Below are 24532 nucleotides of genomic sequence, written 5' to 3' on the forward strand. Positions count from 1 at the left end.
AACGTTGGAACTGTCACATGCCGGGCAATGCGCCATTGCTTTTTCCATAAAATAAAATAATCGCGCACTGTAGCATAAAAAAAAGCCGGCCCTTTCACGAGGAAAGGGCCGGCTTGCCGACGTTTGCGGTCAGGAGATTACTTCGCCGTATTGAGCAGCAATTCGTTCAGGCGTTTCACGAAACTGGCCGGATCGGCCAGCGAACCGCCTTCGGCCAGCATGGCCTGGTCGAACAGGATGTTGGCCCAGTCGCCGAACTTGCCGCCTTCCGCGTCTTCATACTTCAAACGCGTCACCAGCGGGTGGTTCGGATTGATTTCCAGAATCGGCTTCGATTCCGGCGCGCTCTGGCCCGCAGCCTTGAGCATGCGCAGCAGGTTGCCCGACAATTCGTTTTCATCGGCCACCAGGCAGGCTGGCGAATCGGTCAGGCGGAACGTCACGCGCACGTCCTTGGCCTTGTCGGCCAGCACGGTCTTCATCTTGCCCACCAGGTCGGCGTACGAGGTTTCCGTTTCTTCGTGCTCTTTCTTTTCCGCTTCGTCTTCCAGCGCGCCCAGGTCCAGGCCGCCCTTGGCGACGGAGACCAGTTCCTTGCCTTCGAAATCCTGCAGGAAGGACAGCATCCATTCATCGACACGGTCCGTCAGCAGCAGCACTTCGACGCCCTTCTTGCGGAAGATTTCCAGGTGCGGGCTGTTCTTGGCGGCGGCGTAATTGTCGGCCGTGACGTAGTAGATCTTGTCCTGGCCTTCCTTCATGCGCGCCACGTAATCGGCGAACGAGGTGATTTGCTCGTCGCTGTCGTTGGCCGTCGAGGCAAAGCGCAGCAGCTTGGCCAGGCGTTCCTTGTTGGCCGCATCTTCGCCGATGCCTTCTTTCAGCACCTGGCCGAATTCCTTCCAGAAGACGGCGTACTTGTCTTTCTTGTCCTGCTCGTCCGCGTTCGCCAGTTCTTCCAGCATGCCCAGCACGCGCTTGGTCGAGCCTTCGCGGATCACTTTCACGTCGCGCGATTCCTGCAGGATTTCACGCGATACGTTCAGCGGCAGGTCGGCCGAGTCGATCACCCCGCGCACGAAACGCAGGTAGGTCGGCATCAATTGCTCGGCATCGTCCATGATGAAGACGCGCTTGACGTACAGCTTGATGCCGCCGCGCTTGTTGCGGTCCCACATGTCGAACGGCGCCTTGGCCGGGATGTAGAGCAGCTGCGTGTATTCGCTGCGGCCTTCGACGCGGTTGTGCGTGTGCGTGAGCGGCGCCTGGAAGTCGTGCGACACATGCTTGTAGAACTCGTCGTACTGTTCCGGCGTAATGTCGGCCTTGTTGCGGGCCCACAGGGCGCTGGCCTGGTTGACGGTTTCAAATTCGTCTTTCAGGACGGTTTCTTTTTTCTCTTCGTCCCACTCTTCCTTCTGCATCACGATCGGCAGCGAGATATGGTCCGAATATTTGCGGATGATGGACTTGATCTTCCAGCTCGACAGCAACTCGTCCTCGCCTTCGCGCAGGTGCAGGATGATGTCCGTGCCGCGCGATGGCTTGTCGATCGATTCGATGCTGTAATCGCCTTCGCCGCTTGACTCCCAGCGCACGCCTTCGGAGGCGTCCACGCCGGCGCGGCGCGTTTCGACGGTGATCTTGTCGGCCACGATGAAGCCGGAATAGAAGCCCACGCCGAACTGGCCGATCAGGGCCGCGTCCTGCTGCTGGTCGCCCGACAGTTTGCCGAAGAATTCCTTGGTGCCCGACTTGGCGATGGTGCCCAGGTGCGAGATCGCCTCGTCGCGGGTCATGCCGATGCCGTTGTCGGAAATGGTGATGGTGCGCGCATCCTTGTCGAAGCTGACCTTGATCTTCAATTCGTGATCGTTGCCGTACAGGGCGTCGTTGTCGATCGCTTCAAAGCGCAATTTGTCGGCCGCGTCGGACGCGTTCGAGATCAATTCGCGCAGGAAGATTTCCTTGTTCGAGTACAGGGAATGGATCATCAGGTGCAGCATCTGCTTCACTTCGGTCTGAAAACCCAGGGTTTGCTTTTCGGAGACAGCCATTTTTACCTCATAGTCTTGTGGATGGGACGGATTCTACGGAGTTGGGGATGCTACAGGCGATTTCAAGAGCCCCTGCCGAATGTCATGAAATGCCCAGTTTACCGCAGTGCGCGGCCCAGGAATGCCCAGATGCGCTCATCCTGCACGGTGGCCAGGTTCAGGCGCATGCGGGTCGACGGCAGCTGGCGCGGGGAAAACAGGCTGCCCGGCGCCAGCACCAGCCCCTCGGCCAGCGCCTTTTCGGCCAGCAGATTCGTGTCGCAGCCCGCATCGGCCCACACGAACATGCCGGCCGGCGCAGGATCGAAGCGCAGGCCCGCCTGCTCGACCTTGCGGTACGTGCCCTCGCGCACCTTGTCGAGCCGCGCGCGCAGACGCTCCGCATGCTTGCGGTACAGCCCCTGCGAGAGGATTTTATACACCACGCGCTCGCCGATGTCGCTGGTGGTCAAGGTGGCCAGCATCTTGCGGTCGGCCAGGCGCTGCGCCCGCTCCGGCGAGGTGGCGATGAAGCCCACGCGCAGGTTCGCCGCCAGGCTTTTGGAAAAGCCGCCCAGGTAGATCACGCGGCGCAGCTGGTCCAGCGCAGCCAGGCGCGTGGCCGGCTGCACGGCGCCGCCCGGGTGCATGTCGCAATAAATATCGTCTTCGACGAGCAGGAAATCGTGCTGTTCGGCCAGGCGCAGCACCTGGAAAGCCTTGGCCGCCGACAGCGACGTCGAGCTGGGGTTGTGCAGCACCGAGTTGATCACGTACAGCCTGGGGCGGTGCAGCGCCGCCAGCTCGGCCAGCACGGCGATGTCGGGGCCGTCGGCCAGGCGCGGGATGCCGATGACGTGCATGCCCATGGCGGCAAACGCGCCGAACATCAGCCAATACGCGGGATCGTCGACGAAAATCGTTTCGCCGGGACGCACGAACTCGCGCGCCACCAGGTCCAGCGCCTGCATCACGCCCACCGTGGTGACGATCTGTTCGGGCGGGCAGGCGATTTCCATCTCCGCCAGCTTCAGTTGCAACTGCTGGCGCAGCGGCAGGAAACCCTGCGGCGCGCCGTAGCCCAGCAGCAAATTGCCGGGCTGGCGGCTGACGTCGCGCAAAGCGCGCGCCACCAGGTCGCCATCGAGCCATTCGGCAGGCAGCATGCCGGAGCCGGGCGCGGGGATGGCCGGCGTCTGGCGGAACATATTACGGATCAGCCACACCACGTCCATCGGCTGCGCCGCCGCATCCAGCACGCCAGCGGGCGGCGCCGGCGTATTCAGGGGCGAACGCTCGCGCACGAAAAAGCCGGCGCCGCGCCGCGATTCGAGATAGCCGCGCGCCACCAGCTTGTCGTAGCTGGCCACCACCGTGGCGCACGACACGCCCAGCGTAGCGGCGCACTGGCGGATTGACGGCATGCGCGCGCCGCCGCGCAGCAGCTTGTCGTCGATGCGCGCCGCCAGCGAGCGCGCGATCTGGTCGATCAGGGTTTCGCCCGAGGCGCGCGACAGCAAAGGAAGTGTATGACTCATTTGACCATGACAGTATGTGAAATTATGCGTGGAAGTGTATTTGTACTGTATTGCTATTCGGCTCTAGGATAGCAGGATGGGGCGCATTCATCCACCCCGCCGCCTTCACCCATGCCACCCGCACCAGGATACCCATGCCATCGCACGCCAGCACTTCCTCCAGCCACTCCCTGCGCCTTGGCGCCGACCGCCAAGGCCTGCTGCTGGGCCTGATCGCCGTCGCCCTCTTCAGCCTGACCCTGCCGTTTACGCGCCTGGCCGTGGCCGAACTCGACCCCACTTTTGTCGCCCTGGGCCGCGCCCTGGTGGCCGCCAGCCTGGCCGGGCTGTGGCTCTGGCACCAGCGCGCGCCCCTGCCGGGGCGCGAGCAGTGGCTGCCGCTGGCGCTCGTGTCGCTGGGCTGCGTGCTGGGCTTCCCCTGGCTGACGTCGATCGCCATGCGCAGCCTGCCCGCTTCGCACGGCGCCGTGCTGGTCGGCATCCTGCCGCTGGCCACGGCCGTGTTTGCCGTACTGCGCGGCAAGGAACGCCCGTCCCCCGCGTTCTGGCTGATGGCCCTGCTCGGCACGGCGCTGGTGGTGGCCTTCGCCCTGCGCCAGGGCGGCGGCAGCTTCCACCTGGCCGACTGGCTGATGTTCGCCGCCGTGCTGCTGGGCGCGCTCGGCTACGCGGAAGGGGGGCGCCTGGCGCAAGCCATGCCGGGCCAGCACGTGATTTCCTGGGCGCTGCTGCTGGCCGTGCCTTTTGTCTTGCCCGTGGTGCTGTGGAGCGCCTGGCCGCAGCGCGCGCTGATGGCGCAGGCCAGCGCCGCGGCCTGGCTGGGCTTTGCCTACATCTCCGTGTTTTCCATGTTTATCGGTTTCTTTTTCTGGTACCGGGGCATGGCGCTGGGCGGCGTGGCCCGCGTGGGACAGACGCAGCTGCTGCAGCCTTTCCTCACCCTGGTGGGCGCGGCCGTGCTGCTGCACGAGCCGCTCGAAGGCGCCAGCCTGCTGTTTGCCGGCGCCGTGATCGCCGTGGTGGCGATCGGACGCAAGCTGAAGTAACGCTGCTTGACGCCCATTTGCAACGCCCTTGCGCGTGCGGATGGGCAGAGCGGCGTGCAAGCCGTACAATACCGCAGCACCTTGGCGGCGCCTATCCGGCGCCGCTCGCGCACGCACCGCCACAAGCGGGCCAACAAATCCAGCCGGCGCAGCTCGGCATCTTCTGTGAGACTCGTATGAAAATTGAAAATCCGAATCCGATCCAATGGCGCTTTGCCGAACGCGCGGAACAGCTGCAAAGCTCGTTCATCCGCGAAATCCTGAAGATCACGCAGCGTCCCGAGATCATCTCGTTTGCCGGCGGCCTGCCCTCGCCCGCCACCTTCCCCGTGGAAGAAATGAAGACGGCCTTCGACAAGGTCCTGTCGAACAATGGCAAGGTGGCCCTGCAATACGGCCCCACCGACGGCTACCTGCCGCTGCGCCAGTGGATCGCCGACTCGCTCTCCAGCGCTGGCAGCACCATCGCGCCGGAACAGGTGCTGATGACGTCCGGCTCGCAGCAGGCGCTGGACTTGCTGGGCAAGGTCCTGATCGACGAAGGCAGCAAGGTCCTGGTGGAAACCCCCAGCTACCTGGGCGCGCTGCAGGCGTTTTCCGTCTACCGTCCCGAATTCGTTTCCGTCGATACCGATGACGAAGGCCTGGTGCCGTCGTCGATCAACCCCGTCGCCGAGGGCGCGCGCCTGTTGTACGCGCTGCCGAACTTCCAGAACCCCACGGGCCGCAGCCTGTCCGTGGCGCGCCGCGTGGAACTGGTGGAAACCTGCGCCCGCCACGGCCTGCCCCTGATCGAGGATGATCCATACGGCGCCCTCAGCTACAGCGGCGAGCCGTATCCGAAGATGATCAACATGAATCCGGACGGCGTGATCTACATGGGTTCGTTCTCGAAAGTGCTCACGCCCGGCATCCGCCTGGGCTACGTGGTGGCGCCGATGCCGCTGGTGCGCCGCCTGGAACTGGCCAAGCAGGCAGCCGACCTGCACACCTCGCAGCTGACGCAGATGGTCGTGCATGAAGTGATCAAGGATGGCTTCTTGGACCGCCATATCCCCAGCATCCGCAGCCTTTACGGCAACCAGTGCCAGGCCATGCTGTCGGCGCTGGAAGAACACTTCCCGGCCGGCGTCACTTGGACGAAACCGGAAGGCGGCATGTTCATCTGGGTCACCCTGCCGAAACACATCGACGCCATGCAACTGCTCGACGAAGCCATCGCCAACAAGGTGGCCTTCGTGCCGGGCGCGCCGTTCTACGCGAACACGCCGGACACGCACACCTTGCGCCTGTCGTTCGTGACGGTGCCGCCGGAACGCATCCGCGAAGGCATCGCCATCCTGGGCAAACTGATCGCCGCAAAAATGTAATTGCCTCCCTTGCGCCCCGCATCCCGCGGGGCGCATCCCTGCTGCCCGGGCGTCAACGGGCACGCATCTTTTCCGCCTAAAATCCGCGTTCACGACTGCAACTTCGTGTATTTATTTTTAAAAGTAGCATAAAAATAATATTTCATCGCCTCGTTCGGCAGCGATTTTTCACCCAAAAAATTAGCAAAGCGGTATGATTTGAGCGCTGTATCAGATTTGAACCCGGTCAGCCTTTGACTGCACGTGTACATGCGCTCACGGTCCGCGGTCTGCGGCCAGGGCCACACTCCCGCTGCCACCCTGCCTGCCGCCATCCGCGGCGGCCACGGCATGCGGGGCTTCGGCAGCGCCGAAAGTGCAGCAAATGCTGGCATCGCAGAATACATCCGAGAAGGCCGGAAGCAATGAGTCCAGGCAGTGTGGGGCATTCCCAGCGGCGCGTAGCCGCCATTTTGATTGTCGATGATGCGCCGGCCAACCTTGAGCTGCTGCGCAAGCTGATGAGCGAACAGGGGTATCAAACCTATGTCGCCACGTCCGGCGAACGGGCGCTGGCCATCGCCCAGCGCGCCCATCCCGACCTGATCCTGCTCGACGTGCTGATGCCGGACATGGATGGCATCGAAACCTGCCGCCGTCTCAAGCAGCACCCGCTGACGCAGCGCATCCCCGTCATCTTCATGAGCGCCAAGACGGAGACGGAAGACGTGGTGGCCGGCTTCGACTGCGGCGCCGTCGATTACATCGGCAAGCCGCTGCGCATGGCCGAAGTGTGCGCGCGCGTGCGCGCCCAGCTGCAAATCCGCAGCAACAATGAAACCCAGCAGGAACAGGCCGAACGCCTGCGCACCATCGTCAACAACATGGCCGAGGGCTTGCTGATCATCGAGGCCGACGGGCGCATCCAGTACACCAATCCCGCCTGCGACCAGTACCTGGGCTACCGCGAAAACGAACTGGCCGGGCGCTCCATCGCCGATCTGCTCAGCCCTCTCGTGACGCAGGAGTACCTCGATTACTTCGCCATGTACGCGGCCAACCCGGAGACGGCGCACAACCACGGCACGCGCGAAGTGGCCATCCGCCACCGCAACGGCGAGGCGCTCAGCATGGACCTGACCCTGACACCCATGTATCTGCGCCAGCCCCTGTATATCGGCCTGCTGCACGACATTACGCACCACAAGCAGTCGGAAGACGCGCTGCAGCGCGCCGCCTATCTCGACCCGCTGACGAAGATCGCCAACCGCCGGCATTTCGACAGCTTCCTGGAAAAAGAGTGGCAGCGCGCCGTGCGCGGCGGCAGCGCCCTGTCGCTGGTGGTGCTCGACGTCGACCATTTCAAGCTGTACAACGACAGCCTGGGCCACCCGGCCGGCGACAGCTGCCTGCAGCAGGTGGCGCAAGCCATCGATTCGCACGCCGCGCGCCCGGGCGACCTGGCGGCCCGCTACGGCGGCGAGGAGTTCGTGCTGCTGTTCGCCGACACGGATGCCGGCAGCGCCATGCTGCTGGCCGAGGCCATCCGCACGCACATCGAAGCGCTGCAACTGCCGCACCCGCGCTCCAGCACCTCGCCGTGGATCACCGTCAGCATCGGCGTGGCCACAATCGAGCCGCACCAGCTGGACGACCGCAAGGCCCTGTTCGTCGCCGCCGACCGCGCCCTGTACGCGGCCAAGGAAGGAGGCCGCAACCAGGTGCGGGCCATGCAGTCGGGCAGCACGGCCTGGGAGACGGTCAAGGCGCTGGTGCTGCGATGATGTTGTCGGGCCCGGGCCAAGCGGACCTGAAAAATAGCGAGTGCAAGGAGCTGCAACGCTGCCATCGGTATTTTCTCAGGCCCGCGTCTCCGGCCCGCCGTTCTTGACGCAAATCAGAACTTCCTCGACACGCTCAGCTTTGCATTGCGTCCCACGCCCGTCACCGCCTCGCTCAGGTAGGGCATGTAATTGCGGTTGAAGACATTGTCGACCGTCAGCCGCACTTCCGTGCCGCGCCAGATGCCCTGCCGGCCATTCCACGCAGCGAACAGGGTGTGCAGCGCATAGCCTTTCGACGGCGGCAGGCGGTACACATTGCCCACCGGCAGGACACGGTCCTGTTTGGCCACGAAGCGGCCCTGCCAGCCGATGCTGGCGCCCAGGTCCGGCATGCGCCAGCCCAGGCCCGCCATCAGCTTGTCCGGCGCAATCGTCGACACGGGTTCGTCCGCGCCCCACGGGTCGCGCTGCGATCCGGTGCGCGTGCCGCGCTGCTTCGACAGCGAGGCGCTGGCAAACAGGTGCGGCGAGTTGTAATAGGACTCGACTTCCAGGCCCTGCGTATGGAAGCCGGCCAGGTTGCGGTAGTCGGACAGGGCCGGCGGCACCTTGCCCGATCCCGGCACATAGCCTTCGATCAGGATGCCCAGGCGCGGGCCGATGTTGTCGCTGACCTTGTTGCGGTAGGCCGTCAGGCGCAGCTGCACGTCGTCGCGTTCCATGAACACGTTCTGGTGGTGCAGCATGGCGCCCATGCGCACGGCTGTCACCCGCTCCACGGCCAGGCCGCGGCTGGTGCCCGGCGTGGATGAACCCAGCCTGGACGAGACATAGTATTCATTCGAATACATCTCGTCGATCGTCGGCGCGCGCCAGGTGCGGCTCAAGTCGCCGAACAGCGCCAGCGTGCCGGACGCCTTCCAGAACAGGCCCAGGCGGGGCGACCAGTCCTCGTGCGCCTTTTCGCGGAAATCGTGGCCCGCCTCGGGCAGCGGGCTGTTGTAGCGCGACGCCTTGTTCGGCACGCCCTCGGAAACGACACGGTCATGGCGCAGCGCCGCCGTCAGGGTGACGCTGCCATAGGTCATCGCATCCTGCAGGTACAGGCCCGTGGTTTCCTGGCGCCCGGCTGGCATGTAGTAGGGCTGGAAATAGCCATAGTTATACGTGGGGTCCTTCAGCGCCGTCGACGACGGGTAGTACATCAGGGTGTCGCGCACGTTCTTGTGCCATTGCAGGCCCGTTTGCAGCACGTGCGATACGGCGCCCGTGGAAAACACGCTTTCGTTGCGCACTTCGGCGATGCGGTCCACATATGAAGCCCAGCTCTCGTTGCCCAGCGACCCCAGGTAGGAACCCAGCGACGCCGATGGCAGGCGCTTGTCATGCTGGTCCGTGTGCGAATAGCCGGCGCTGGCCGTCAGCTTGATCCACGGGTTGTTCTGCGGCGCGTACTGCCACTTCACGGAATACGTGTCGTCGTTCTGGTCGCGGTAGACGGCCTTGCGCTGCCACGCCTCTTCCAGCCCGTACTTCCTGATTTCCGCCTCGGTCGGCGTGGGCACGTCCTCGCCCATGGCGGCGAACGGGCCCCAGCCCGTGCTGCCGCTCTTCATCGCCGTCAGGGTCAGCAGCTGCTCCGGCGTCAACCGGATATTCAGTTTCGCCAGGCTCGATGGCGCATCGATGGCGGAAAAGCGGAAAGGCTTGCCATCGGGTTTGCGCAAATCGTCCGACTTGCGCTGCGTGGTAAACGCCATCGCATCGAAGCGGCCATCGGCCGTGCGGCCGTAGACGGCCAAGGTGGCGTCGTTTTCCCCATTATTCGAGTGGCGCGAATATTTCACCATGGCGCCCACGTTCTCGCCGCCTTCCAGCAAGTCCTGCGCATCCTTGGTCTCGACCGTGATGACGCCGCCGAAGCCGCCATTGCCATACAGGCTGGTATGTGCACCCTTGTTCACTTCGATCTGCTTGATCAGTTCCGGCTCGATGAAGATGGAACCCTGGCGGTATTTTTCGAACCCCTTGGGCACGCCGTCGAGGATGACCTTCACGTCCTGGACTTTATTGAAGCCCCAGATATTGAGGCTCTGGCCGCTGGGACGGGCCGTGCCGGCCAGGTCCACGCCGGGCAAGGTGTCGAGCAGCGAGGCCACGTTGTCCGCTTGCTGGCGTTCGATGTCGGCGCTGCTGATGTACGAACGTCCGGCCGTGCCGGCGCTGATGGCGTCGCCAAACACGCTGATGGCGGGCATCTGCGTGTCGTTGTTTGCCGCGTCGTCCTTGCCGGCCTTGTCGGCCGCCCAGGCGCTGCCGCCCACGCTGCCCAGCACCAGTGCCAGCGCGGCGGCCATCGGCGTCAATCCGCCCGTACGCGCCGTGGCGCGCCATCCTTGTTTGCTGCTGATCTTCATTGCTATCCTTGCCTGGGGTTGCTCACTACTTCATGCTTCTGGAATGAAAAAATGCTGGGCAGAGGGAACAGACAGTGCACGATCAAGCGGCGGCGTTGAAGGGAGCGTGGCGGCGGCATTCTGCCCGCGCGAAAACGCGCCGGCGCGTGGCCGGCGGCGTAGCGCACTCACCGGGGATATATTGCCTTAGTGAAATGCGGAACACATCATAACTCCAATGCGAATGATTCGCAATACGATTTGATGGCTGGTTATTCAGGATAGCCGGTGATGTCGGCAATCTCGCGGTACAGGGGCTGCAGCCGCGCATACATCTTGCAGTACACGCGCCGGTACAGCTGCTCGTAAGTCTGGCTGTGTTCGGGATGCGGCTGGAATACCCTGCCCTTGCGCGTCATGGCCTGCACGGCGGCGGGGAAATCCGCATGCCAGCCCAGGCCCACGGCGGCGGCGATGGCGGCGCCCAGGCCCGAGCTTTCATACACGTGGGCGCGTGCGGCGGGCAAGCCGAAGATGTCGGCCGTCAGCTGCATGGCCGCGTCGCTTTGCGAGCCGCCGCCCGCGATGCGCAGCTCCGTGATGGCAATGCCGCTGCGCTGCTCGATGCGCTCCTTGCCTTCGCGCAGCGCATACGCCAGGCCTTCGAGGATGGCGCGGTAGATGTGTGCGCGCGTGTGCACGTCGCCAAAGCCGATCATGGCGCCCTTCGCTTCCGGTCCCGGCACCTTGATGCCGGGGCTCCAGTACGGCTGCAGCATCAGGCCCATGGAACCGGGCGGCACGGCCTCGACCAGGCGATCGAACAACGCCTCGGCGGACAAACCAGTACCGTCTTCGGCGGCCGCCGCCCGTTCGCGGTCGCCGAACTGCTCCTTGAACCAGTTGACCATCCAGTAGCCGCGGAAGATCTGCACTTCCGTGCTGTAGGCGCCCGGCATGGCGGCCGGATACGGGGGGATGAAGCGCGTCACTTCCACGTACTTGCGGTTGGTCGTGTTGATGGTGGCCGTGGTGCCGTAGCTGAGGCACGCCACGTGCGGCTCGACGCAGCCGGCGCCCAGCACTTCACACGCCTTGTCGGCGGCCGCCGCCAGCAAGGGGGTACCTTCCGGGATGCCCGTCGCCGTGGCCGCCGCAGCCGTGATGGCGCCCATGCGCGTGCCCGGCGTCACCAGCTCGGGCAGCATGGCGCGTTGAATCGCCAGCGCCTGCCATTTCCAGTCGAGGCGCCCGGCCCACGCGTGGCGCTTGTAGTCGAACGGGATGTACGCCACTTGCGAACCCGTCGAATCGACGTAATTGCCGCACAGGCGGTGATTCAGAAAACCCGACAGCAGCAGGAATTTATGCGTGCGGCGCCAGATGTCGGGCTGGTGCGCGCTGATCCAGTTGATTTCGGCCTCGCGGCGGAAATACGCAATCGTGCCATCGAGGCGCGTGACGCGGAAAGCGGCGCGCCACCACGGCGCCAGCTGGGGAATCTGGCGCGTGCTGCGCTGGTCCAGCCAGGTGATGGCGGGCCGCAAAGGCTGCCCCTCCCGGTCCACATTGACCACCGTGCCGCGCTGCGTGGTCACGGCCACGCCGGCCACCGTGGATTTGGCGATGTCCGTGCCGCGCCACAGCTGCTGGCACGCTTCGCACACGGCTTGCCAGTAGCCGTCGGCGTCGTGCTCGGCCCAGCCCGGGTGCTCGGAGTAATACGGTTCGAGGAAGACTTGCGCCTTGGCCGCCAGCGTGCCGTCGCGGTCGAACAGCAGCGCGCGCACGCTTTGCGTGCCGTTATCGATGGAGAGGATATACGGGCCATTGCCCTGTGCGGCAGCCATGGCTCAGGCCACGCTGGCCAGCGCGGCGCGCAGCGCCTGCAGCAGCGCCTGCGGATCCTTTTCCGGCTGCGCGCTGAACACGGGCGCTTCCCAGTCCTGTCCCCGCACGGCCACCACGCGCAGGCGCCCGTGCGCATGCCAGGCCGGATACCAGCCCACGTCGACGATGTCGCCATTCGCGCACGTGATCTGCAGCAGGTCTTCCCCCAGGTCGTCGACGAGGGCGGCCACGCTCTGGCGCAGGTCCAGCGGCGACAGGCTGTCATAGGTGATGCGAGCGTCGCCCAGCGCCAGGGGCTGGCCAAACAAGGTGGTCTCGATGATGCTCTCCTCTTTTATATTTTTATCGCTGTTTTTATCGCTGCTTTGATCATTGCATCATGCGCCTTGCGGCACGCTGTAATGACTGCGCCACAGGGCCAGGTAGCGCGCCTGCTCCGCATCCCAGCGTACATCATCCCACCCCAGTTCGCGCTGGCAGATGGCCCGCAGGCGCGGCATGATAGCAAGCGCGCCGCCGGCCAGCTGCAAACCGAGGCGCGTGCGCCGCAGCAGCAGGTCGTCCAGGTGCTGCACGTCCTCGCTGCGCGCGCCCCAGCGCAGCTGCGCCCACAGGGTCTGCGTGCCGGGAACCGGCGCCAGTTCGCCCTCGTGCGCTGCATCGCACAGCGCCTGCGCGGCCGCGCCATGGCGGCCCAGCAAGCGCGCGCGCTGTTCGCCATCGAGCGCCAGGGCCTTGCCCGACAGGGGCGGCGCGGCATCGAAAATGGGTTGCGGACGCAAATCCGCCTGCCAGCCCGGCAGCAGCGGCGCGGCCTGGCGCAGCGCGTCGAGGGCGATCACGCGGAACGTCGTCAGCTTGCCGCCCGCCACCGTCAGCAAGCCGTTTTCCAGCCACAGCGCATGTTCGCGCGCTTCCTTCGACGGGTCAAGCCGGCCGCTGTCGATCACGGGACGCACGCCGGCAAACGTGGCCAGCACATCGTCTTCGCCCAGCGCCAGCTGCGGAAACTGCCAGCGCAGCGCCGCCAGCAGGTAATCGAGTTCGGCACGCGTGATGGCCGGTTCCAGGTCCAGGCTGGCACGGTGGTCCACATCGGTGGTGCCCACCAGGCTCACGCCTTCCCAGGGATAGGCGAAGACGGGCCGGCCATCGCGCGGATGCATCAGGCTGACGGCCTGCGCCAGCGGTAAACGCCAGGCGGGCAGCAGCAGATGGCTGCCGCGCAGGGGCCGCAGCTTCGGTTTTTCTCCCGCCTGGCCGCGCAAGCCATCGGCCCAGGCGCCCGTGGCGCTGATCACCAGGCGCGCGCGCACGGCGGACACCGCGCCATCGAGAGCATCGTTCAACGTGGCGCCGACGACCTTGCCATCTTCGCGCAGCAGCGATGCCACGCCCAGGTAATTGACGGCCACGCCGCCATGGCGGCGCGCTTCCTGCAGCACGCGCAGCACCAGGCGCGCGTCGTCCGTCTTGGCGTCCTGGTACAGCATGCCGCCCCGCAGCCCCTCGCGCTGGACGTGCGGCGCCAGCATGCAAAAATCCGCCGCATCGACATAGCGGCGCGCGCGCCGGCCCGCCATCACGTCATAGATGGCCAGCCCCAGCATGAACTGGCGCCGGCCCGGCTTCCTGCCGGCATAGTCGCCGAAGGCAAAACCTTGCGGCTCGACCAGCCCGGCCGCATCCGTCAGCAAGGCTTGCCGCTCATGCACCGACTCGCGCGTCATCGCAAACTGGCCCTGCTTCAGATAGCGCAAGCCGCCGTGCACCAGCTTCGAGGAGCGGCTCGACGTGCCCCAGGCGAAATCGCGCTGTTCCACCAGCAGCGCCGTCAAGCCGCGCCGCGCCGCTTCCAGCAGGATGCCGGCGCCCGTGATGCCACCGCCGACGATCAGCACATCCCATTCGCGCGCCAGCACGCCAGGCAGATCCGCCCTGCGCGGCGCGGCGGCGTTCACAATCCGCCTCCCGCTTCGGGCAGCAGTTTACCGGGGTTCATCATGCCCTGCGGGTCGAACTGGCGGAACAGCGCGCGCATGGCCGCGATGCCCAGTTCCCCTTTTTCCGCTGCCAGCCACGGCGCGTGGTCCGTGCCCACGCCATGCTGGTGGCTGATGGTGCCGCCGTTGGCCACGATGGCGGCACTGGCCGCATCCTTCAGGCTGCGCCAGCGCGCCATGTTTTCCTCGTACGTGGGCGCCAGCCGGTACACATACGTGGTGTAGACGCTGGCGCCCTGCGCATACACGTGCGACAGGTGCGTGTACGCGTGCACCTGCTCGCCGTGCGCGGCCAGCGCGCCCGCCCCCGCCTGCTCCAGCGCCGCCATCATCGGCGCCACGCGGGACCAGTCGACGGCCGTTTCCACCGTATCGATGACGTAACCGTGTTCCCAGGCGCCATTGCGCAGGTAGACGTTGCGAAAGCGGCCCTGCTTCCACTTGTCGCCCATGTGGCGCCCCACATGCACGCCCTTGTGCCGCCGGGCCAGCGCCAGCGCGCCGCGCAGGGCCGCGCGCGCCGGTGCCGCATCGCCGCTGACGCCCACCATCAGCATGCATTTGCTGTCGCCGCAGCCGCGCAGGGACAGGTAGCGCTCCAACAGGCCCACCAGCTTCTTGTGGCCGGCCAGGGTCAGCATGGTCTGCGTTTCCAGCGCGTTCGACAGGCGCAGCATGCACAGGGGCAGGCGCGCCTGGGCCAGCGCCCGCACGGCCGCCTGCGCCTGGCCCCAGTCGGCGAAAAACACGGCGTGGAACGCTTCATGGGGCGGCAGCGGCGAGACGCGCACGGTGGCCTGCGTCAGGATACCCAGCCGCCCTTCGGAGCCGAGCACCATTTCGCGCAGGTCGATGCCGGCCGCCGACGCGGGAAACGTGGGGATGGTCAGGGTGCCGCAAGGCGTTTCCACCTCGCCGCCCGCGAACAGCTGCTCGATGCGGCCATAGCGCAATGATTGCTGGCCCGACGAGCGCGTGGCGATCCAGCCGCCCAGGGTGGAGTATTCGAACGACTGCGGATAGTGGCCCAGCGTATAGCCATGCGCGCGCAGCTGCGCTTCCAGGTCGGGGCCGTAGACGCCCGCGCCGAACGTGGCCAGCTGCGCCTCGCGGTCCAGGTGGCCCAACGCAGACAGCCGCTGGAGGCTCAGCGACAGCACGGGACGCGGCCCCGCCGCCACCGTCAGGTGCCCGGCCACGCTGGTGCCGCCGCCGTGCGGTATCACGGCCACGCAAGCGTGGCGCGCATACTCGAGCAGCTGGCGCACCTGCAGCGCGCTGTCGGGAAAGGCCACGCCATCGGGCACCGCGCCGATGCGCCCGTGGCGCAGCTTGAACCAGTCGGGCAGGCTTTGGCCGAGCGCATGGCGCACGCGCGTGGCAGGCCGCGTATCGATCAGCGGATGCGGCGCCAGGCGCGACGCGGGCACCTGCGCGCAGGCGTCGTCAAAGGTCGCGTCGTGAATGGGACTGCCCGGCCCCAGGCGCTCGCCCAGGAATGCCAGCGCCTCCGCACTCAGCGCGTACGTGACGCTCTCGTCCCCCCAGCCATTCCAGCGTTGCATCGGTTTCCCCCTGTGCAGTCCCAGTTGCGCGCCACGGCGGCTTGCTATACTGTCCTTGCCAGATCAACAGCATATGCCGCCACAGGCCAGGGGTATTGGTTTTTCATGACAATCGCATTGTTCCATCATGCCAGGCACTGACAGCCACCACGCGGAAGGCCGGGTCGCCGGCGCCTATCTGCAGCCGCTGCTGGAAGCGGCCAGCGCGCACGGCATCGCAGCGGCCACGCTGGCGCAGGCGGCCGGCGTGGCGCCGCACAACCTGGAAGCGTCCGCGACCAGCCTGGCCGCGCGCGACTACGTGCGCCTGCTCGATGCGGGCGCCCAGCTGGCGGGCGACGCGCATTTCGGCCTGCACGTGGGCCAGCGCGTGCGCATGGGCACCTACAGCGCCTATGGTTTGATACTGCTCAGTTGCAGCAACGTGGGCCAGGCGCTGGAGCAGACGGCCCGCTATGAACGGCTGGCGCACGACCTGGGCCGCTCGACCCTGCAGCGCGACGGCGCCGTCGCGCATTACCGCTGGGCCAGCAACTACCCGGGTGCCAGCCGGCACCTGGTCGACAGCGTCTTTGCCGGCATCCGCGTGTGCGGCGACTGGCTGGCGGGCATGCCGCTGCCGCCGGCCCAGCTGGCGTTCACGCACGATGGCGGCGGCGAGCTGCTGCGCCACGCGGCGCACCGCGACGAATACGTGCGCGTGCTGGGCAGCCTGCCCGCCTTCGGCGCACCCGCCAACACGGCCACCTTCGACGCGCAATTGCTGGACTGGCCCGTACCGAACGCGGACGTCAGCCTGTATCCCGTGCTGTGCCAGCATGCGGAACAGTTGCTGGCGCAGCGCCAGGCCGAAGCGGGGACGGGCGGCGGCATCGAAGCGCAGGTGCATGCGGCCATCGTGGGCGGCTTGCGTCAGGGTTCCGCCCGGCTGGCTACCGTTGCCGCCGCCTTGGCCGTCACGCCGCGCACCCTGCAGCGCAAGCTGGCCGACGCGGGCACCAGTTTCCAGGCCTTGCTGGACCAGGCCAGGTACGGCCTGGCGCGCGATTATCTGCGCCAGCCTGGCCTGTCGCTGGTCGACATCGCCTTCCTGCTGGGCTACCAGGAACAGAGCGCCTTCAACCACGCGTTTCGCGTGTGGACGGGCACCAATCCCGGCGCCTGGCGCCTGCAGGAATTGCAGGCCAGGCAAGCGGACGTATAGGCGTGCGCGGGCCATGCCTGGCGCGTTTTCTGGCTATACTGGCATAGTCTGACCTCCCACGATCACTCCAACCCGCAATGCAAAGGATTAATATGCAACTCAAAGACAAAGTCGCACTGATTACCGGCGCCGCCAGTGGTATCGGCAAGGAAATGGCTATTGAATACGCGAAACAAGGCGCCAAAGTCGTCATCGCCGACCTAGCCCTGGAAGCGGCCAGCAAGACGGCCGAGGAAATCAAGCAATCGGGCGGCCAGGCATTTGCCGTCGCCATGGATGTTTCCAGCGAAGCACAAGTCGACCAGGGCGTGGCGGATGCCGCGGCCCACTTCGGCGGCATCGATATCCTGATCAGCAACGCGGGCATCCAGATCATCAGCCCCGTCGTCGACTACCCGTTCGACCAGTGGAAAAAGATGCTGGCCATCCACCTGGACGGCGCCTTCCTCACCACGCGCGCCTGCATGCGCGAAATGATCAAGGCGGGCCGCGGCGGCGCCATCATCTACATGGGTTCCGTGCACTCGCACGAAGGCTCGCCGTTCAAGAGCGCCTATGTGGCCGCCAAGCATGGTTTGCTGGGCCTGGCCAAGGTGGTGGCCAAGGAAGGCGCGAAAGACCATATCCGCGCCAACGTCATCTGCCCCGGCTTCGTGCGCACGCCGCTGGTCGACAAGCAAATCCCCGAACAGGCGGCCCAGCTGAAGATCACGGAAGAGGAAGTGATCAAGAATGTGATGCTGAAGGAAACCATCGACGGCGAATTCACCACCACGCAGGACGTGGCGCAAACGGCCATCTTCCTGGCGGCGTTCCCGTCGACGGCACTGAGCGGCCAGTCCATCGTCGTCAGCCACGGCTGGCACATGCAGTAATCGTCACGCCCGCCCGCATCGGCTGCGCTGTGCGCGATGATGTGGGCGGGCGTTGCCGCGCAAGCGTATGCACCTTTCCGTATTCCACCCGAAAGCTTTTCCATTGCAAGACAACACTTACCGCCACCCGCGCGCGGGCTGGCCGGGGCGCCTGTTTGCCGCGCTCGCCAACTGCACGCACTTTGCCGATGTCCGCCAGGCCATCCTGTCCCGCCTGCCTTTCGTCACCCTGCATAGCGACGTGCGCGACGTCGTGTACGTGAGCTGGCTCGTCGATGCGCAGGCCGCGCAGCAACTGCTGCCCGCCGGCGTGACCTTGTGGCAGCGCGACGGCAAGACGCCGTTCACGGTGCTGACCTACCGCCACGGGCACTTCGGCCCTGCCCTGCCGGGCCCGCTGCGCCGCCTGCTGCCATCGCCCCTGCAAAGCAACTGGCGCCTTTACCTGGACCACACGCCGCCGGGCGCGCCCGCCGTGCCCTGCGTCTACTTCCTGAAAAACATCATGGATAGCCTGCCCCATGCGCTGGGCACGCGGCTGTTCAGCGATATCCTGCCCACGCACCTGGCTGCCGGCATGACCCTGGACGTCACTGCCACGCAGGCCCGCTGCAGCATTGCCGGCGGTGCCGGCAGCGCCCCGCCGCTGGACGTGCAGGCGGACATCGCCGCGGAGCGTGCGCTCGATACGGATTGGCAGCAACTGTTCGGCAACTGGCACGACGCCGTCGCCTTCCTCGCCTGCCAGGATGCGGCCATCGCGCACGTGCCCCGCAACGGCAAGCTGGTCTTCGGCGAAATCGACTTGCCCGTTGATCTGGATCAAGTGCAAGCGCTGACGGCCTTGCGCGCCGACTGCGGCTTGCTGGGGCAATTGCCGCCCCTGTCGCCGCCGTTTGCCTTTCTCGTGCGCAAGATCCCGTTCAAGGCGTTGTCAGAGCGCCTGCTGTAGCGCGGCGGCGCTCCCCCGTGCGCGGGGAAGTGGCGGCGCTTGCCTGGCCGCCGCGCCGCCGGTCCAGCTTGAACAAGGCCATCGCTTGCTCCAGCTGCAAGGTCTGGTCTTGCAAGGAAGCCGAAGCAGCCGCCGATTCCTCCACCAGCGCCGCGTTCTGCTGCGTCACTTCATCCATCTGCGTGACGGCCATGTTGACCTGGCCGATGCCGTGGCTTTGCTCGCGCGAAGCTGAGGCGATCTCTTCCATGATGCCGTGCACGCCCTGCACGGCGCCCAGCATCTCGGCGCTGCTGGCGCCCGCCTGCTGCGCCAGCTTCGCGCCCGCCTGCACCTGTTCCAATGACGCCGTGATCAATTGCTTGATTTCCGTGGCAGCCGCCGCGCTGCGGTGGGCCAGGCTGCGCACTTCGCCTGCCACGACGGCAAAGCCCCGCCCCTGGTCGCCCGCGCGCGCCGCTTCCACGGCCGCGTTCAAGGCCAGGATGTTCGTCTGGAAGGCGATGCCCTCGATGATGCCCGTGATATCGCCGATCTTCTTCGACGAGGCGTCAATGTCCGCCATCATGCTCACCATCTGGCCGACGATCTCGCCACCCCGCCCCGCCAGGCCATGCACCTTGCCCGCCATGTCGCTGGCCTGCACGGCATTGCCGCTGTTTTGCTGCACCGTGGCGGCCAGCTGCTCCATGCTCGAGGCCGTCTGCTGCAGGGCGGACGCCTGCGCTTCCGTGCGCCCCGACAAGTCCATATTGCCAGCGGCGATTTCCTGGCTGGCCATGCTGATGCGCAAGAAATTACCGCGCACATCGCCCACGATGGAGTGCAAATTCACGCGCAACTGGCGCAGCGACCGCAGCAATTGCCCCATCTCGTCGCGCCGCGTGGTGTCGAGCTCGCCCGTCAGGTCGCCACCCGCCATCACGTCGCAAGCCTGGCGCGCCTGCTGCAGCGGCTGCAGCACGGCGCGGTGCAGGCTGTGCCAGAAATACAGGGTTGCGCACAAGGCCGCCACTGACAGGCCCGTCAGCCAGCCGCCCGCGCCAGCCGGCAGCACGCCCGCATTCCACGCCAGCTGCAGCAGCAATACCAGGCTCAGCAAGCCCAGGTTCCAGCCGATGCGCTTGCCCAGCGGCAAGTCGCGCAAGCTGGCCAGCCGGGCCAGCCAACCCGTGCGCACGGCCGCGCCCTGGCTGATGACGATGCCGTCGGCCTGGCCCGCCTTGATGCGCGCATACAGGGCGGACGCCTGCGCCACCTGCTGGCGCGTGGGCTTGGTGCGCACGGACATGTAGCCGACGGCCACGCCATCCTCGACCACGGGCGTGACATTTGCCAGCACCCAGTAGTAATCGCCATTCTTGCAGCGGTTTTTCACCATGCCGCTCCACGAACGCCCCGAACGGATGGTGGCCCAGAAATCGGCAAACGCTTCCGCCGGCATGTCCGGGTGGCGCAGGATATTTTGCGGCGCGCCGATCAATTCCTCGGCGCTATAGCCGCTGACAGAGATGAAATACGGGTTGGCATACGTGATATTGCCTTGCAAGTCGGTAGTCGAGACGATGGTCTCGGTATCGCTCAGATTGATCTCGGTATCGCTGACGGGAAGATTGAGTCGCATGGTCGGATCCTTGGCTGTAGCCCGTGCAGGCACGGGGAAGCGGGCAACTGCAGGACGGCAGGAAGCCGGCGGCAGTCTGCACCGATATCTTAATTTTAATATTTAATTATTAATTTAAATCGGCAATTTTTACTTGCGAAATTGCCTTGCGAATCTGCAAATATTGCAGGCGGCAGCGTGGCCGCAGGGGGATGGCGGGAGCGACGCCGGAACAGCGTGGCTGTCCCGGCGGCAAACAGCGCGGCGCTTAACGGGGCACGTAGCGCCAGCCGGCGCTTTCCAGCATGAAGGTCAGTTCCGTCTTGATGGCTTCCGGACGGCTCGGCACGCTCAATTCCGTATCGCACACGAGGTAGCCCGTCTTGCGCTTGACCTCGCACTCGTTGACGGCTTTCACTTGCATGGTGCTCTGCGCTTCCTGCATCTGCACATCCTTGGCCGCTTCCGGATTGCGCGCCACTTCTTCCTTGGCCCAGGCGCGTATCATCGCTTGCGCCTCGGCCGGCGACGGTCCCGCGAACTTGGCGTCCTTGCGCTCGACACCCACCCAGGTACCGTTCTCGTTACGCAGCGGCAGCACCATGAAAGCATCGCGCATGCCCCCGCGCATGGCGACCAGGCACACCACTTCGCCTGGCACTTCCTGCGAATCCTGGCAACCGGTCAAGCTGGTGACCTTGACGGCGATCGGTACCGGCATAGTCGATTGCATCTTGGCTTGGGTCTTGGCCACGCCCACCTGCACGGCGGCGTGGATTTGTTCGAGTGTCGGCATGGTTGCCGCCTGCGCGGGCAAGGTGGTGAACAGGGCGGCGGCGGTCAGGGCAAAGGCAATCAGGCGCATGGGTATCGAGAGTCGTGGTCAAAGGCCGGCAGTCTAGCACTTTGCATCAAATCGGCTGTTTCTATAGGGAATGATTCACCGCATCGGGCGCGAGAAAGGCGCCGCCCCCGTCCGCCTGCCCGCGCAGGCGCAGGCCGATGCCCCGCAGCATCTCGACCAGTTCCCGCAGGCGCAAGCCCTCGTCCGTCAGCCGGTATTCCACCTTCACGGGCACTTCCGCGTAGACCGTGCGCGTCAGCAAGCCCGCCTCTTCCAACGCGCGCAAGTCCAGGGTCAGCATGCGCTGCGAGATATTCGGCACGGCGCGGCGGATTTCGCTGAAGCGCTTTGCTCCCCCCATCAGATAGCTGAGCAGCACGATGCGCCAGCGCCCGCCCAGCAACCGCATGGCTTCTTCCACGGCGCAGCCGGAGACATTGTCTTTCATGTGGAGCCCCATCTGGTATAAAAAATGTATCTATACCACATTATTCTGCCTTCTTCCAAATAGTAACCATCGGAGCTAGACTGCCCTTCCCTCAGCCCACATGGAGTCTCGACTTGGAAACCACCCTGATCTACAGCGTGCCGTTCGGCTGCTCGTTTGCCGCCATCGCCGCCCTCGAATGGAGCGGCTTGCCGTATCGCCTGGCCCGCGTGGAAGCGCGCGATCCGGCCAGCAAGCGGCATCCCGCCTTTCTCGCCATCAATCCCCTGGGCCAGACGCCGGCCCTGCTCACGCACGCAGGCACGCCGCTGCTGGAAAGCATGGCGATCCTGCTGCATATCGCCGCCCGCGCGCCGCACAAAGGCTTGGGCTATGCGCAAGGCACGCCCGGCTACGACCGCCTGAACAGCGTGCTGTCTTTCCTGCACACGACGTTTCACGCGGCCTTCATGCCCGCCTTCCAGGCGGCGCGCGCGCCGGAAAGCGATGCGCGCGCCGCCGTCTGGCGCGAGATGGCCATCGAAAAGGTCAACAAAAGCCTGGCCCACCTGGAGCGCCTGCTGACCGGCCGCAGCTGGCTGGCCTCGGACACGGCGCCAGGCATCGCCGACGCCTACCTGGCCGCCACGGCGCGCTGGGCCGAACCGCTGCAGCTGGCCAGCCTGGCAAGCTATCCGAACGTGGCGCGCGTGCTGGCGGCGCTGGAAACGGACCCCGGCATCCGCTTTGCCCACGCCATCGAGCACGGCGTGCCGGCACACAGCCAGGGCGGCTTCTTGGGCCACGTGCCGCTCGACCAACTGGCACTGCCAGCCGGATAACCGGCAGTCAACTCCCCATGCTGGCGGCTCTTTATTGCTATGATGTCGGGCTGCCGGCGGTACAGCCGGCCACGTCAATACCATATCGATAACGTCGTCATAAAAATCGGGAGTTTGAATGAGTTTACGTCTGCTGCTCTTGGGAGCATTCGGTGCCGCCATGGCCACCACCGCCGCCTTGCCTGCGCTGGGCGCGCCGCGCGGCTTCACCGTGGAAGACATGGTTGCCATGGAACGGGTGGGCAGCCCCGTGCTGTCGCCGGACGCCACGCGCGTCGTCTACACGGTGCGCACCACCAACCTGGACAAGAACCGCGGCAACACGCAGCTGTGGATGATCGACCTGCGCGCGCCCAACGCGGCGCCGCGCCAGCTCACGCGCGGCGAAGCCAGCGCCAGCGATCCGCAATGGTCGCCGAACGGCGACGCCATCTACTTCCTGTCCGGCCGTTCCGGCTCCTCGCAAGTGTGGCAGCTGCCCCTGAACGGCGGCGAAGCGGCCAAGGTCACCGACCTGGCGCTCGACGTGGACACCTACCGCTTGTCGCCGCAGGGCGACCGCCTGGCCTTCAGCATGGGCGTCTTACTCGATTGCGCGGACCTCGCCTGCACGAAAAAACGCCTCGATGAAAAAGCCAAGAACAAGGCCAGCGGCATGGTCTACGACCAGATGTTCGTGCGCCACTGGGATACCTGGGCCGACGGCCGACGCAACGCGCTGTACTCGGCGCCCATCGACGCCACCGGCAAGGTCAGCGCCGCGCCCGTCAGCCTGAGCGGCACCCTCGATGGCGACGCGCCGTCGAAGCCGTTCGGCGACAACAGCGAATACAACTTCAGTCCGGACGGCAAGACCGTGGCCTTCTCCGTGCGCGTGGCCGGCCGCACGGAATCGTGGTCGACCAACTTCGACGTCTACACGATTCCCGCTACCGGCGGCCAGGCGCCGCGCAATCTCACGGCCGACAATCCGGCCTGGGATGCCAAGGCCACCTACTCGCCCGATGGCCGCACCCTCGCCTATGTCGCCATGACCAAGCCTGGCTTCGAGGCGGACCGCTTCCACCTGGTCTTGATGGATGTCGCCACGGGCAAGAAGCGCACCGTGGCCGACGACTGGGACCGCTCCGTGGCCGACTTCCGCTGGACGCCGGACGGCAAGGCCTTCCTCGTCGCCGCCGATGACGTGGGCCAGCACCGCCTGTTCCACATCGACGCGGCCAGCGGCAAGGTCGCCGCGCTGACGGGCAAGGGCGCCGTGGGCGGCTTCGACGTGCGCGGCAATACCATCGTGCTGGCGCAAGCCAGCCTGTCGTCGGGCGCGCAGCTGTACACGCGCAAGCTCGATGCGAAGTCGGAAACGGCGCCGATGGTGCAGCTGACGAAACAGAATGCGGCGGCCCTGGCCGACGTGCGTTTCGGCGAATACGAGCAGTTTTCGTTTGCGGGCGCCGATGGCGAAACCGTCTACGGCCACGTGATGAAGCCATGGAATGCCAAGGCCGGCGAAAAGTATCCGATCGCCTTCCTCGTGCATGGCGGCCCGCAGGGCAGCTTCGGCAACAGCTGGAGCTACCGCTGGAATCCGCAAGTGTATGCGGGCGCCGGCTATGCCACCGTCTTCATCGACTTCCACGGTTCCACCGGCTATGGCCAGAAGTTCACGGACGCCATCAGCGGCGACTGGGGCGGCAAGCCGCTGGTCGACCTGCAAAAAGGCCTGGAAGCGGCCACCCAGAAGTTCCCATGGCTGGACCGCGAGCGCAGCTGTGCGCTGGGTGCGTCGTACGGCGGCTACATGATGAACTGGATCGCCGGTAACTGGCCGGACGGCTTCAAATGCCTGGTCAACCACGACGGCGTGTTCGACAACCGCGGCATGGCTTACGCGACGGAAGAACTGTGGTTCACCGAGTGGGAAAACGGCGGCACCTACTACGACGCGCCGGCCAAGTACGAGCAGTTCAATCCCGTGAACTTCGTGAAGAACTGGAAGACGCCGATGCTGGTGGTACAGGGCGACCTGGACTTCCGCATCCCCACCGCACAGGGCCTGGGCACCTTCACGGCGCTGCAGCGCCGTGGCATCCCGAGCAAGCTGCTGGTGTTCCCGGATGAAAACCACTGGGTGCTGAAACCGGCCAATTCGCTGCTGTGGCATCACACGGTGCTCGATTGGCTCAACACCTACACCAAGAAGTAATCGGATGAATGTCG

At 65.7% G+C, this 24532-nt stretch carries 19 protein-coding genes; 8 read left to right on the plus strand and 11 right to left on the minus strand.

Features of this window, described 5'->3' with window-relative positions:
• Positions 1–137 precede the first annotated feature (137 nt).
• Together htpG and VPH41_RS17705 are read right to left on the minus strand one after the other, a co-directional pair.
• Complete coding sequence (gene htpG, locus VPH41_RS17700; protein WP_152282596.1) at positions 138–2057, minus strand: molecular chaperone HtpG; 1920 nt, start codon at positions 2055–2057, stop codon at positions 138–140.
• Between the two features lie 98 nt (positions 2058–2155).
• Positions 2156–3574 (minus strand): aminotransferase-like domain-containing protein, encoded by a 1419-nt coding sequence (locus VPH41_RS17705; protein ID WP_328570960.1) that lies wholly within the window; start codon positions 3572–3574, stop codon positions 2156–2158.
• 134 nt (positions 3575–3708) lie between these two features.
• On the opposite strand from VPH41_RS17705, the gene VPH41_RS17710 reads away from it, so the two are divergent.
• Positions 3709–4620 (plus strand): DMT family transporter, encoded by a 912-nt coding sequence (locus tag VPH41_RS17710; protein ID WP_328570961.1) that lies wholly within the window; start codon positions 3709–3711, stop codon positions 4618–4620.
• A gap of 176 nt (positions 4621–4796) precedes the next feature.
• Positions 4797–5990: an aminotransferase-like domain-containing protein gene (locus VPH41_RS17715; RefSeq protein WP_328570962.1), complete on the plus strand. Its 1194-nt coding sequence runs from the start codon at positions 4797–4799 to the stop codon at positions 5988–5990.
• Between the two features lie 89 nt (positions 5991–6079).
• Here VPH41_RS17715 and VPH41_RS17720 read toward each other — a convergent pair whose 3' ends face one another.
• Positions 6080–6364 (minus strand): hypothetical protein, encoded by a 285-nt coding sequence (locus tag VPH41_RS17720; RefSeq protein ID WP_328570963.1) that lies wholly within the window; start codon positions 6362–6364, stop codon positions 6080–6082.
• Between the two features lie 30 nt (positions 6365–6394).
• On the opposite strand from VPH41_RS17720, the gene VPH41_RS17725 reads away from it, so the two are divergent.
• Positions 6395–7753 carry a diguanylate cyclase domain-containing protein gene (locus VPH41_RS17725; protein ID WP_328570964.1) on the plus strand — a complete coding sequence of 453 codons (1359 nt, stop codon included), beginning with the start codon at positions 6395–6397 and terminating at the stop codon, positions 7751–7753.
• Between the two features lie 113 nt (positions 7754–7866).
• Here the strand turns inward: VPH41_RS17725 and VPH41_RS17730 are convergent, their stop codons facing one another.
• From VPH41_RS17730 to VPH41_RS17750, 5 genes are all read right to left on the minus strand, one after another.
• The gene (locus VPH41_RS17730) at positions 7867–10170 is read right to left on the minus strand and encodes a TonB-dependent hemoglobin/transferrin/lactoferrin family receptor (RefSeq protein WP_328570965.1); all 2304 of its coding nucleotides are present in this window, start codon (positions 10168–10170) and stop codon (positions 7867–7869) included.
• Between the two features lie 251 nt (positions 10171–10421).
• Positions 10422–11999 carry an FGGY-family carbohydrate kinase gene (locus VPH41_RS17735; protein ID WP_328570966.1) on the minus strand — a complete coding sequence of 526 codons (1578 nt, stop codon included), beginning with the start codon at positions 11997–11999 and terminating at the stop codon, positions 10422–10424.
• Between the two features lie 3 nt (positions 12000–12002).
• A complete protein-coding gene (locus VPH41_RS17740) occupies positions 12003–12308 on the minus strand; it encodes a hypothetical protein (RefSeq protein ID WP_328570967.1) in 306 nt (101 codons plus the stop codon).
• A gap of 69 nt (positions 12309–12377) precedes the next feature.
• Positions 12378–13961, minus strand: coding sequence for a glycerol-3-phosphate dehydrogenase/oxidase (locus VPH41_RS17745; RefSeq protein WP_328570968.1), 1584 nt, complete (start codon positions 13959–13961; stop codon positions 12378–12380).
• The gene (locus tag VPH41_RS17750; protein WP_328570969.1) at positions 13958–15568 is read right to left on the minus strand and encodes an FAD-binding oxidoreductase; all 1611 of its coding nucleotides are present in this window, start codon (positions 15566–15568) and stop codon (positions 13958–13960) included. The genes VPH41_RS17745 and VPH41_RS17750 overlap by 4 nt, the downstream gene beginning before the upstream one ends.
• Before the next feature lie 127 nt (positions 15569–15695).
• On the opposite strand from VPH41_RS17750, the gene VPH41_RS17755 reads away from it, so the two are divergent.
• The 3 genes from VPH41_RS17755 (at position 15696) to VPH41_RS17765 (ending at position 18599) form a co-directional block, all read left to right on the plus strand.
• Complete coding sequence (locus VPH41_RS17755; RefSeq protein ID WP_328570970.1) at positions 15696–16772, plus strand: AraC family transcriptional regulator; 1077 nt, start codon at positions 15696–15698, stop codon at positions 16770–16772.
• Between the two features lie 92 nt (positions 16773–16864).
• Positions 16865–17647 carry a 3-hydroxybutyrate dehydrogenase gene (locus VPH41_RS17760; protein WP_152282585.1) on the plus strand — a complete coding sequence of 261 codons (783 nt, stop codon included), beginning with the start codon at positions 16865–16867 and terminating at the stop codon, positions 17645–17647.
• A 67-nt stretch (positions 17648–17714) separates the two neighbouring features.
• On the plus strand, positions 17715–18599 hold the full coding sequence (locus VPH41_RS17765; protein WP_328570971.1) for a DUF2071 domain-containing protein: 885 nt from the start codon (positions 17715–17717) through the stop codon (positions 18597–18599).
• Here the strand turns inward: VPH41_RS17765 and VPH41_RS17770 are convergent.
• From VPH41_RS17770 to VPH41_RS17780, 3 genes are all read right to left on the minus strand, one after another.
• Positions 18571–20223 (minus strand): methyl-accepting chemotaxis protein, encoded by a 1653-nt coding sequence (locus VPH41_RS17770; protein WP_328570972.1) that lies wholly within the window; start codon positions 20221–20223, stop codon positions 18571–18573. The genes VPH41_RS17765 and VPH41_RS17770 overlap by 29 nt on opposite strands.
• 247 nt (positions 20224–20470) lie before the next feature.
• Positions 20471–21067: a hypothetical protein gene (locus tag VPH41_RS17775; protein WP_328570973.1), complete on the minus strand. Its 597-nt coding sequence runs from the start codon at positions 21065–21067 to the stop codon at positions 20471–20473.
• Between the two features lie 61 nt (positions 21068–21128).
• Positions 21129–21494, minus strand: coding sequence for a winged helix-turn-helix transcriptional regulator (locus tag VPH41_RS17780; RefSeq protein WP_328570974.1), 366 nt, complete (start codon positions 21492–21494; stop codon positions 21129–21131).
• A gap of 113 nt (positions 21495–21607) precedes the next feature.
• Here VPH41_RS17780 and VPH41_RS17785 point away from each other — a divergent pair, with 113 nt between their 5' ends.
• Positions 21608–22315 (plus strand): glutathione S-transferase family protein, encoded by a 708-nt coding sequence (locus VPH41_RS17785; protein ID WP_328570975.1) that lies wholly within the window; start codon positions 21608–21610, stop codon positions 22313–22315.
• A 118-nt stretch (positions 22316–22433) separates the two neighbouring features.
• A complete protein-coding gene (locus VPH41_RS17790) occupies positions 22434–24518 on the plus strand; it encodes a prolyl oligopeptidase family serine peptidase (protein ID WP_442906282.1) in 2085 nt (694 codons plus the stop codon).
• Positions 24519–24532: the final 14 nt, after the last annotated feature.

This window comes from Janthinobacterium sp. P210006 (assembly GCF_036231885.1).
GTDB lineage: Bacteria > Pseudomonadota > Gammaproteobacteria > Burkholderiales > Burkholderiaceae_D > Janthinobacterium > Janthinobacterium violaceinigrum.

Bases quoted from the DNA above. Each gene is read 5' to 3' on its own strand.
- htpG (WP_152282596.1), bottom strand. From the start codon at position 2,057: ATGGCTGTCTCCGAAAAGCAAACCCTGGGTTTTCAGACCGAAGTGAAG.
- VPH41_RS17705 (WP_328570960.1), bottom strand. From the start codon at position 3,574: ATGAGTCATACACTTCCTTTGCTGTCGCGCGCCTCGGGCGAAACCCTG.
- VPH41_RS17710 (WP_328570961.1), top strand. From the start codon at position 3,709: ATGCCATCGCACGCCAGCACTTCCTCCAGCCACTCCCTGCGCCTTGGC.
- VPH41_RS17715 (WP_328570962.1), top strand. From the start codon at position 4,797: ATGAAAATTGAAAATCCGAATCCGATCCAATGGCGCTTTGCCGAACGC.
- VPH41_RS17720 (WP_328570963.1), bottom strand. From the start codon at position 6,364: ATGCCAGCATTTGCTGCACTTTCGGCGCTGCCGAAGCCCCGCATGCCG.
- VPH41_RS17725 (WP_328570964.1), top strand. From the start codon at position 6,395: ATGAGTCCAGGCAGTGTGGGGCATTCCCAGCGGCGCGTAGCCGCCATT.
- VPH41_RS17730 (WP_328570965.1), bottom strand. From the start codon at position 10,170: ATGAAGATCAGCAGCAAACAAGGATGGCGCGCCACGGCGCGTACGGGC.
- VPH41_RS17735 (WP_328570966.1), bottom strand. From the start codon at position 11,999: ATGGCTGCCGCACAGGGCAATGGCCCGTATATCCTCTCCATCGATAAC.
- VPH41_RS17750 (WP_328570969.1), bottom strand. From the start codon at position 15,568: ATGCAACGCTGGAATGGCTGGGGGGACGAGAGCGTCACGTACGCGCTG.
- VPH41_RS17755 (WP_328570970.1), top strand. From the start codon at position 15,696: ATGCCAGGCACTGACAGCCACCACGCGGAAGGCCGGGTCGCCGGCGCC.
- VPH41_RS17760 (WP_152282585.1), top strand. From the start codon at position 16,865: ATGCAACTCAAAGACAAAGTCGCACTGATTACCGGCGCCGCCAGTGGT.
- VPH41_RS17765 (WP_328570971.1), top strand. From the start codon at position 17,715: ATGCACCTTTCCGTATTCCACCCGAAAGCTTTTCCATTGCAAGACAAC.
- VPH41_RS17770 (WP_328570972.1), bottom strand. From the start codon at position 20,223: ATGCGACTCAATCTTCCCGTCAGCGATACCGAGATCAATCTGAGCGAT.
- VPH41_RS17775 (WP_328570973.1), bottom strand. From the start codon at position 21,067: ATGCGCCTGATTGCCTTTGCCCTGACCGCCGCCGCCCTGTTCACCACC.
- VPH41_RS17780 (WP_328570974.1), bottom strand. From the start codon at position 21,494: ATGAAAGACAATGTCTCCGGCTGCGCCGTGGAAGAAGCCATGCGGTTG.
- VPH41_RS17790 (WP_442906282.1), top strand. From the start codon at position 22,434: ATGAGTTTACGTCTGCTGCTCTTGGGAGCATTCGGTGCCGCCATGGCC.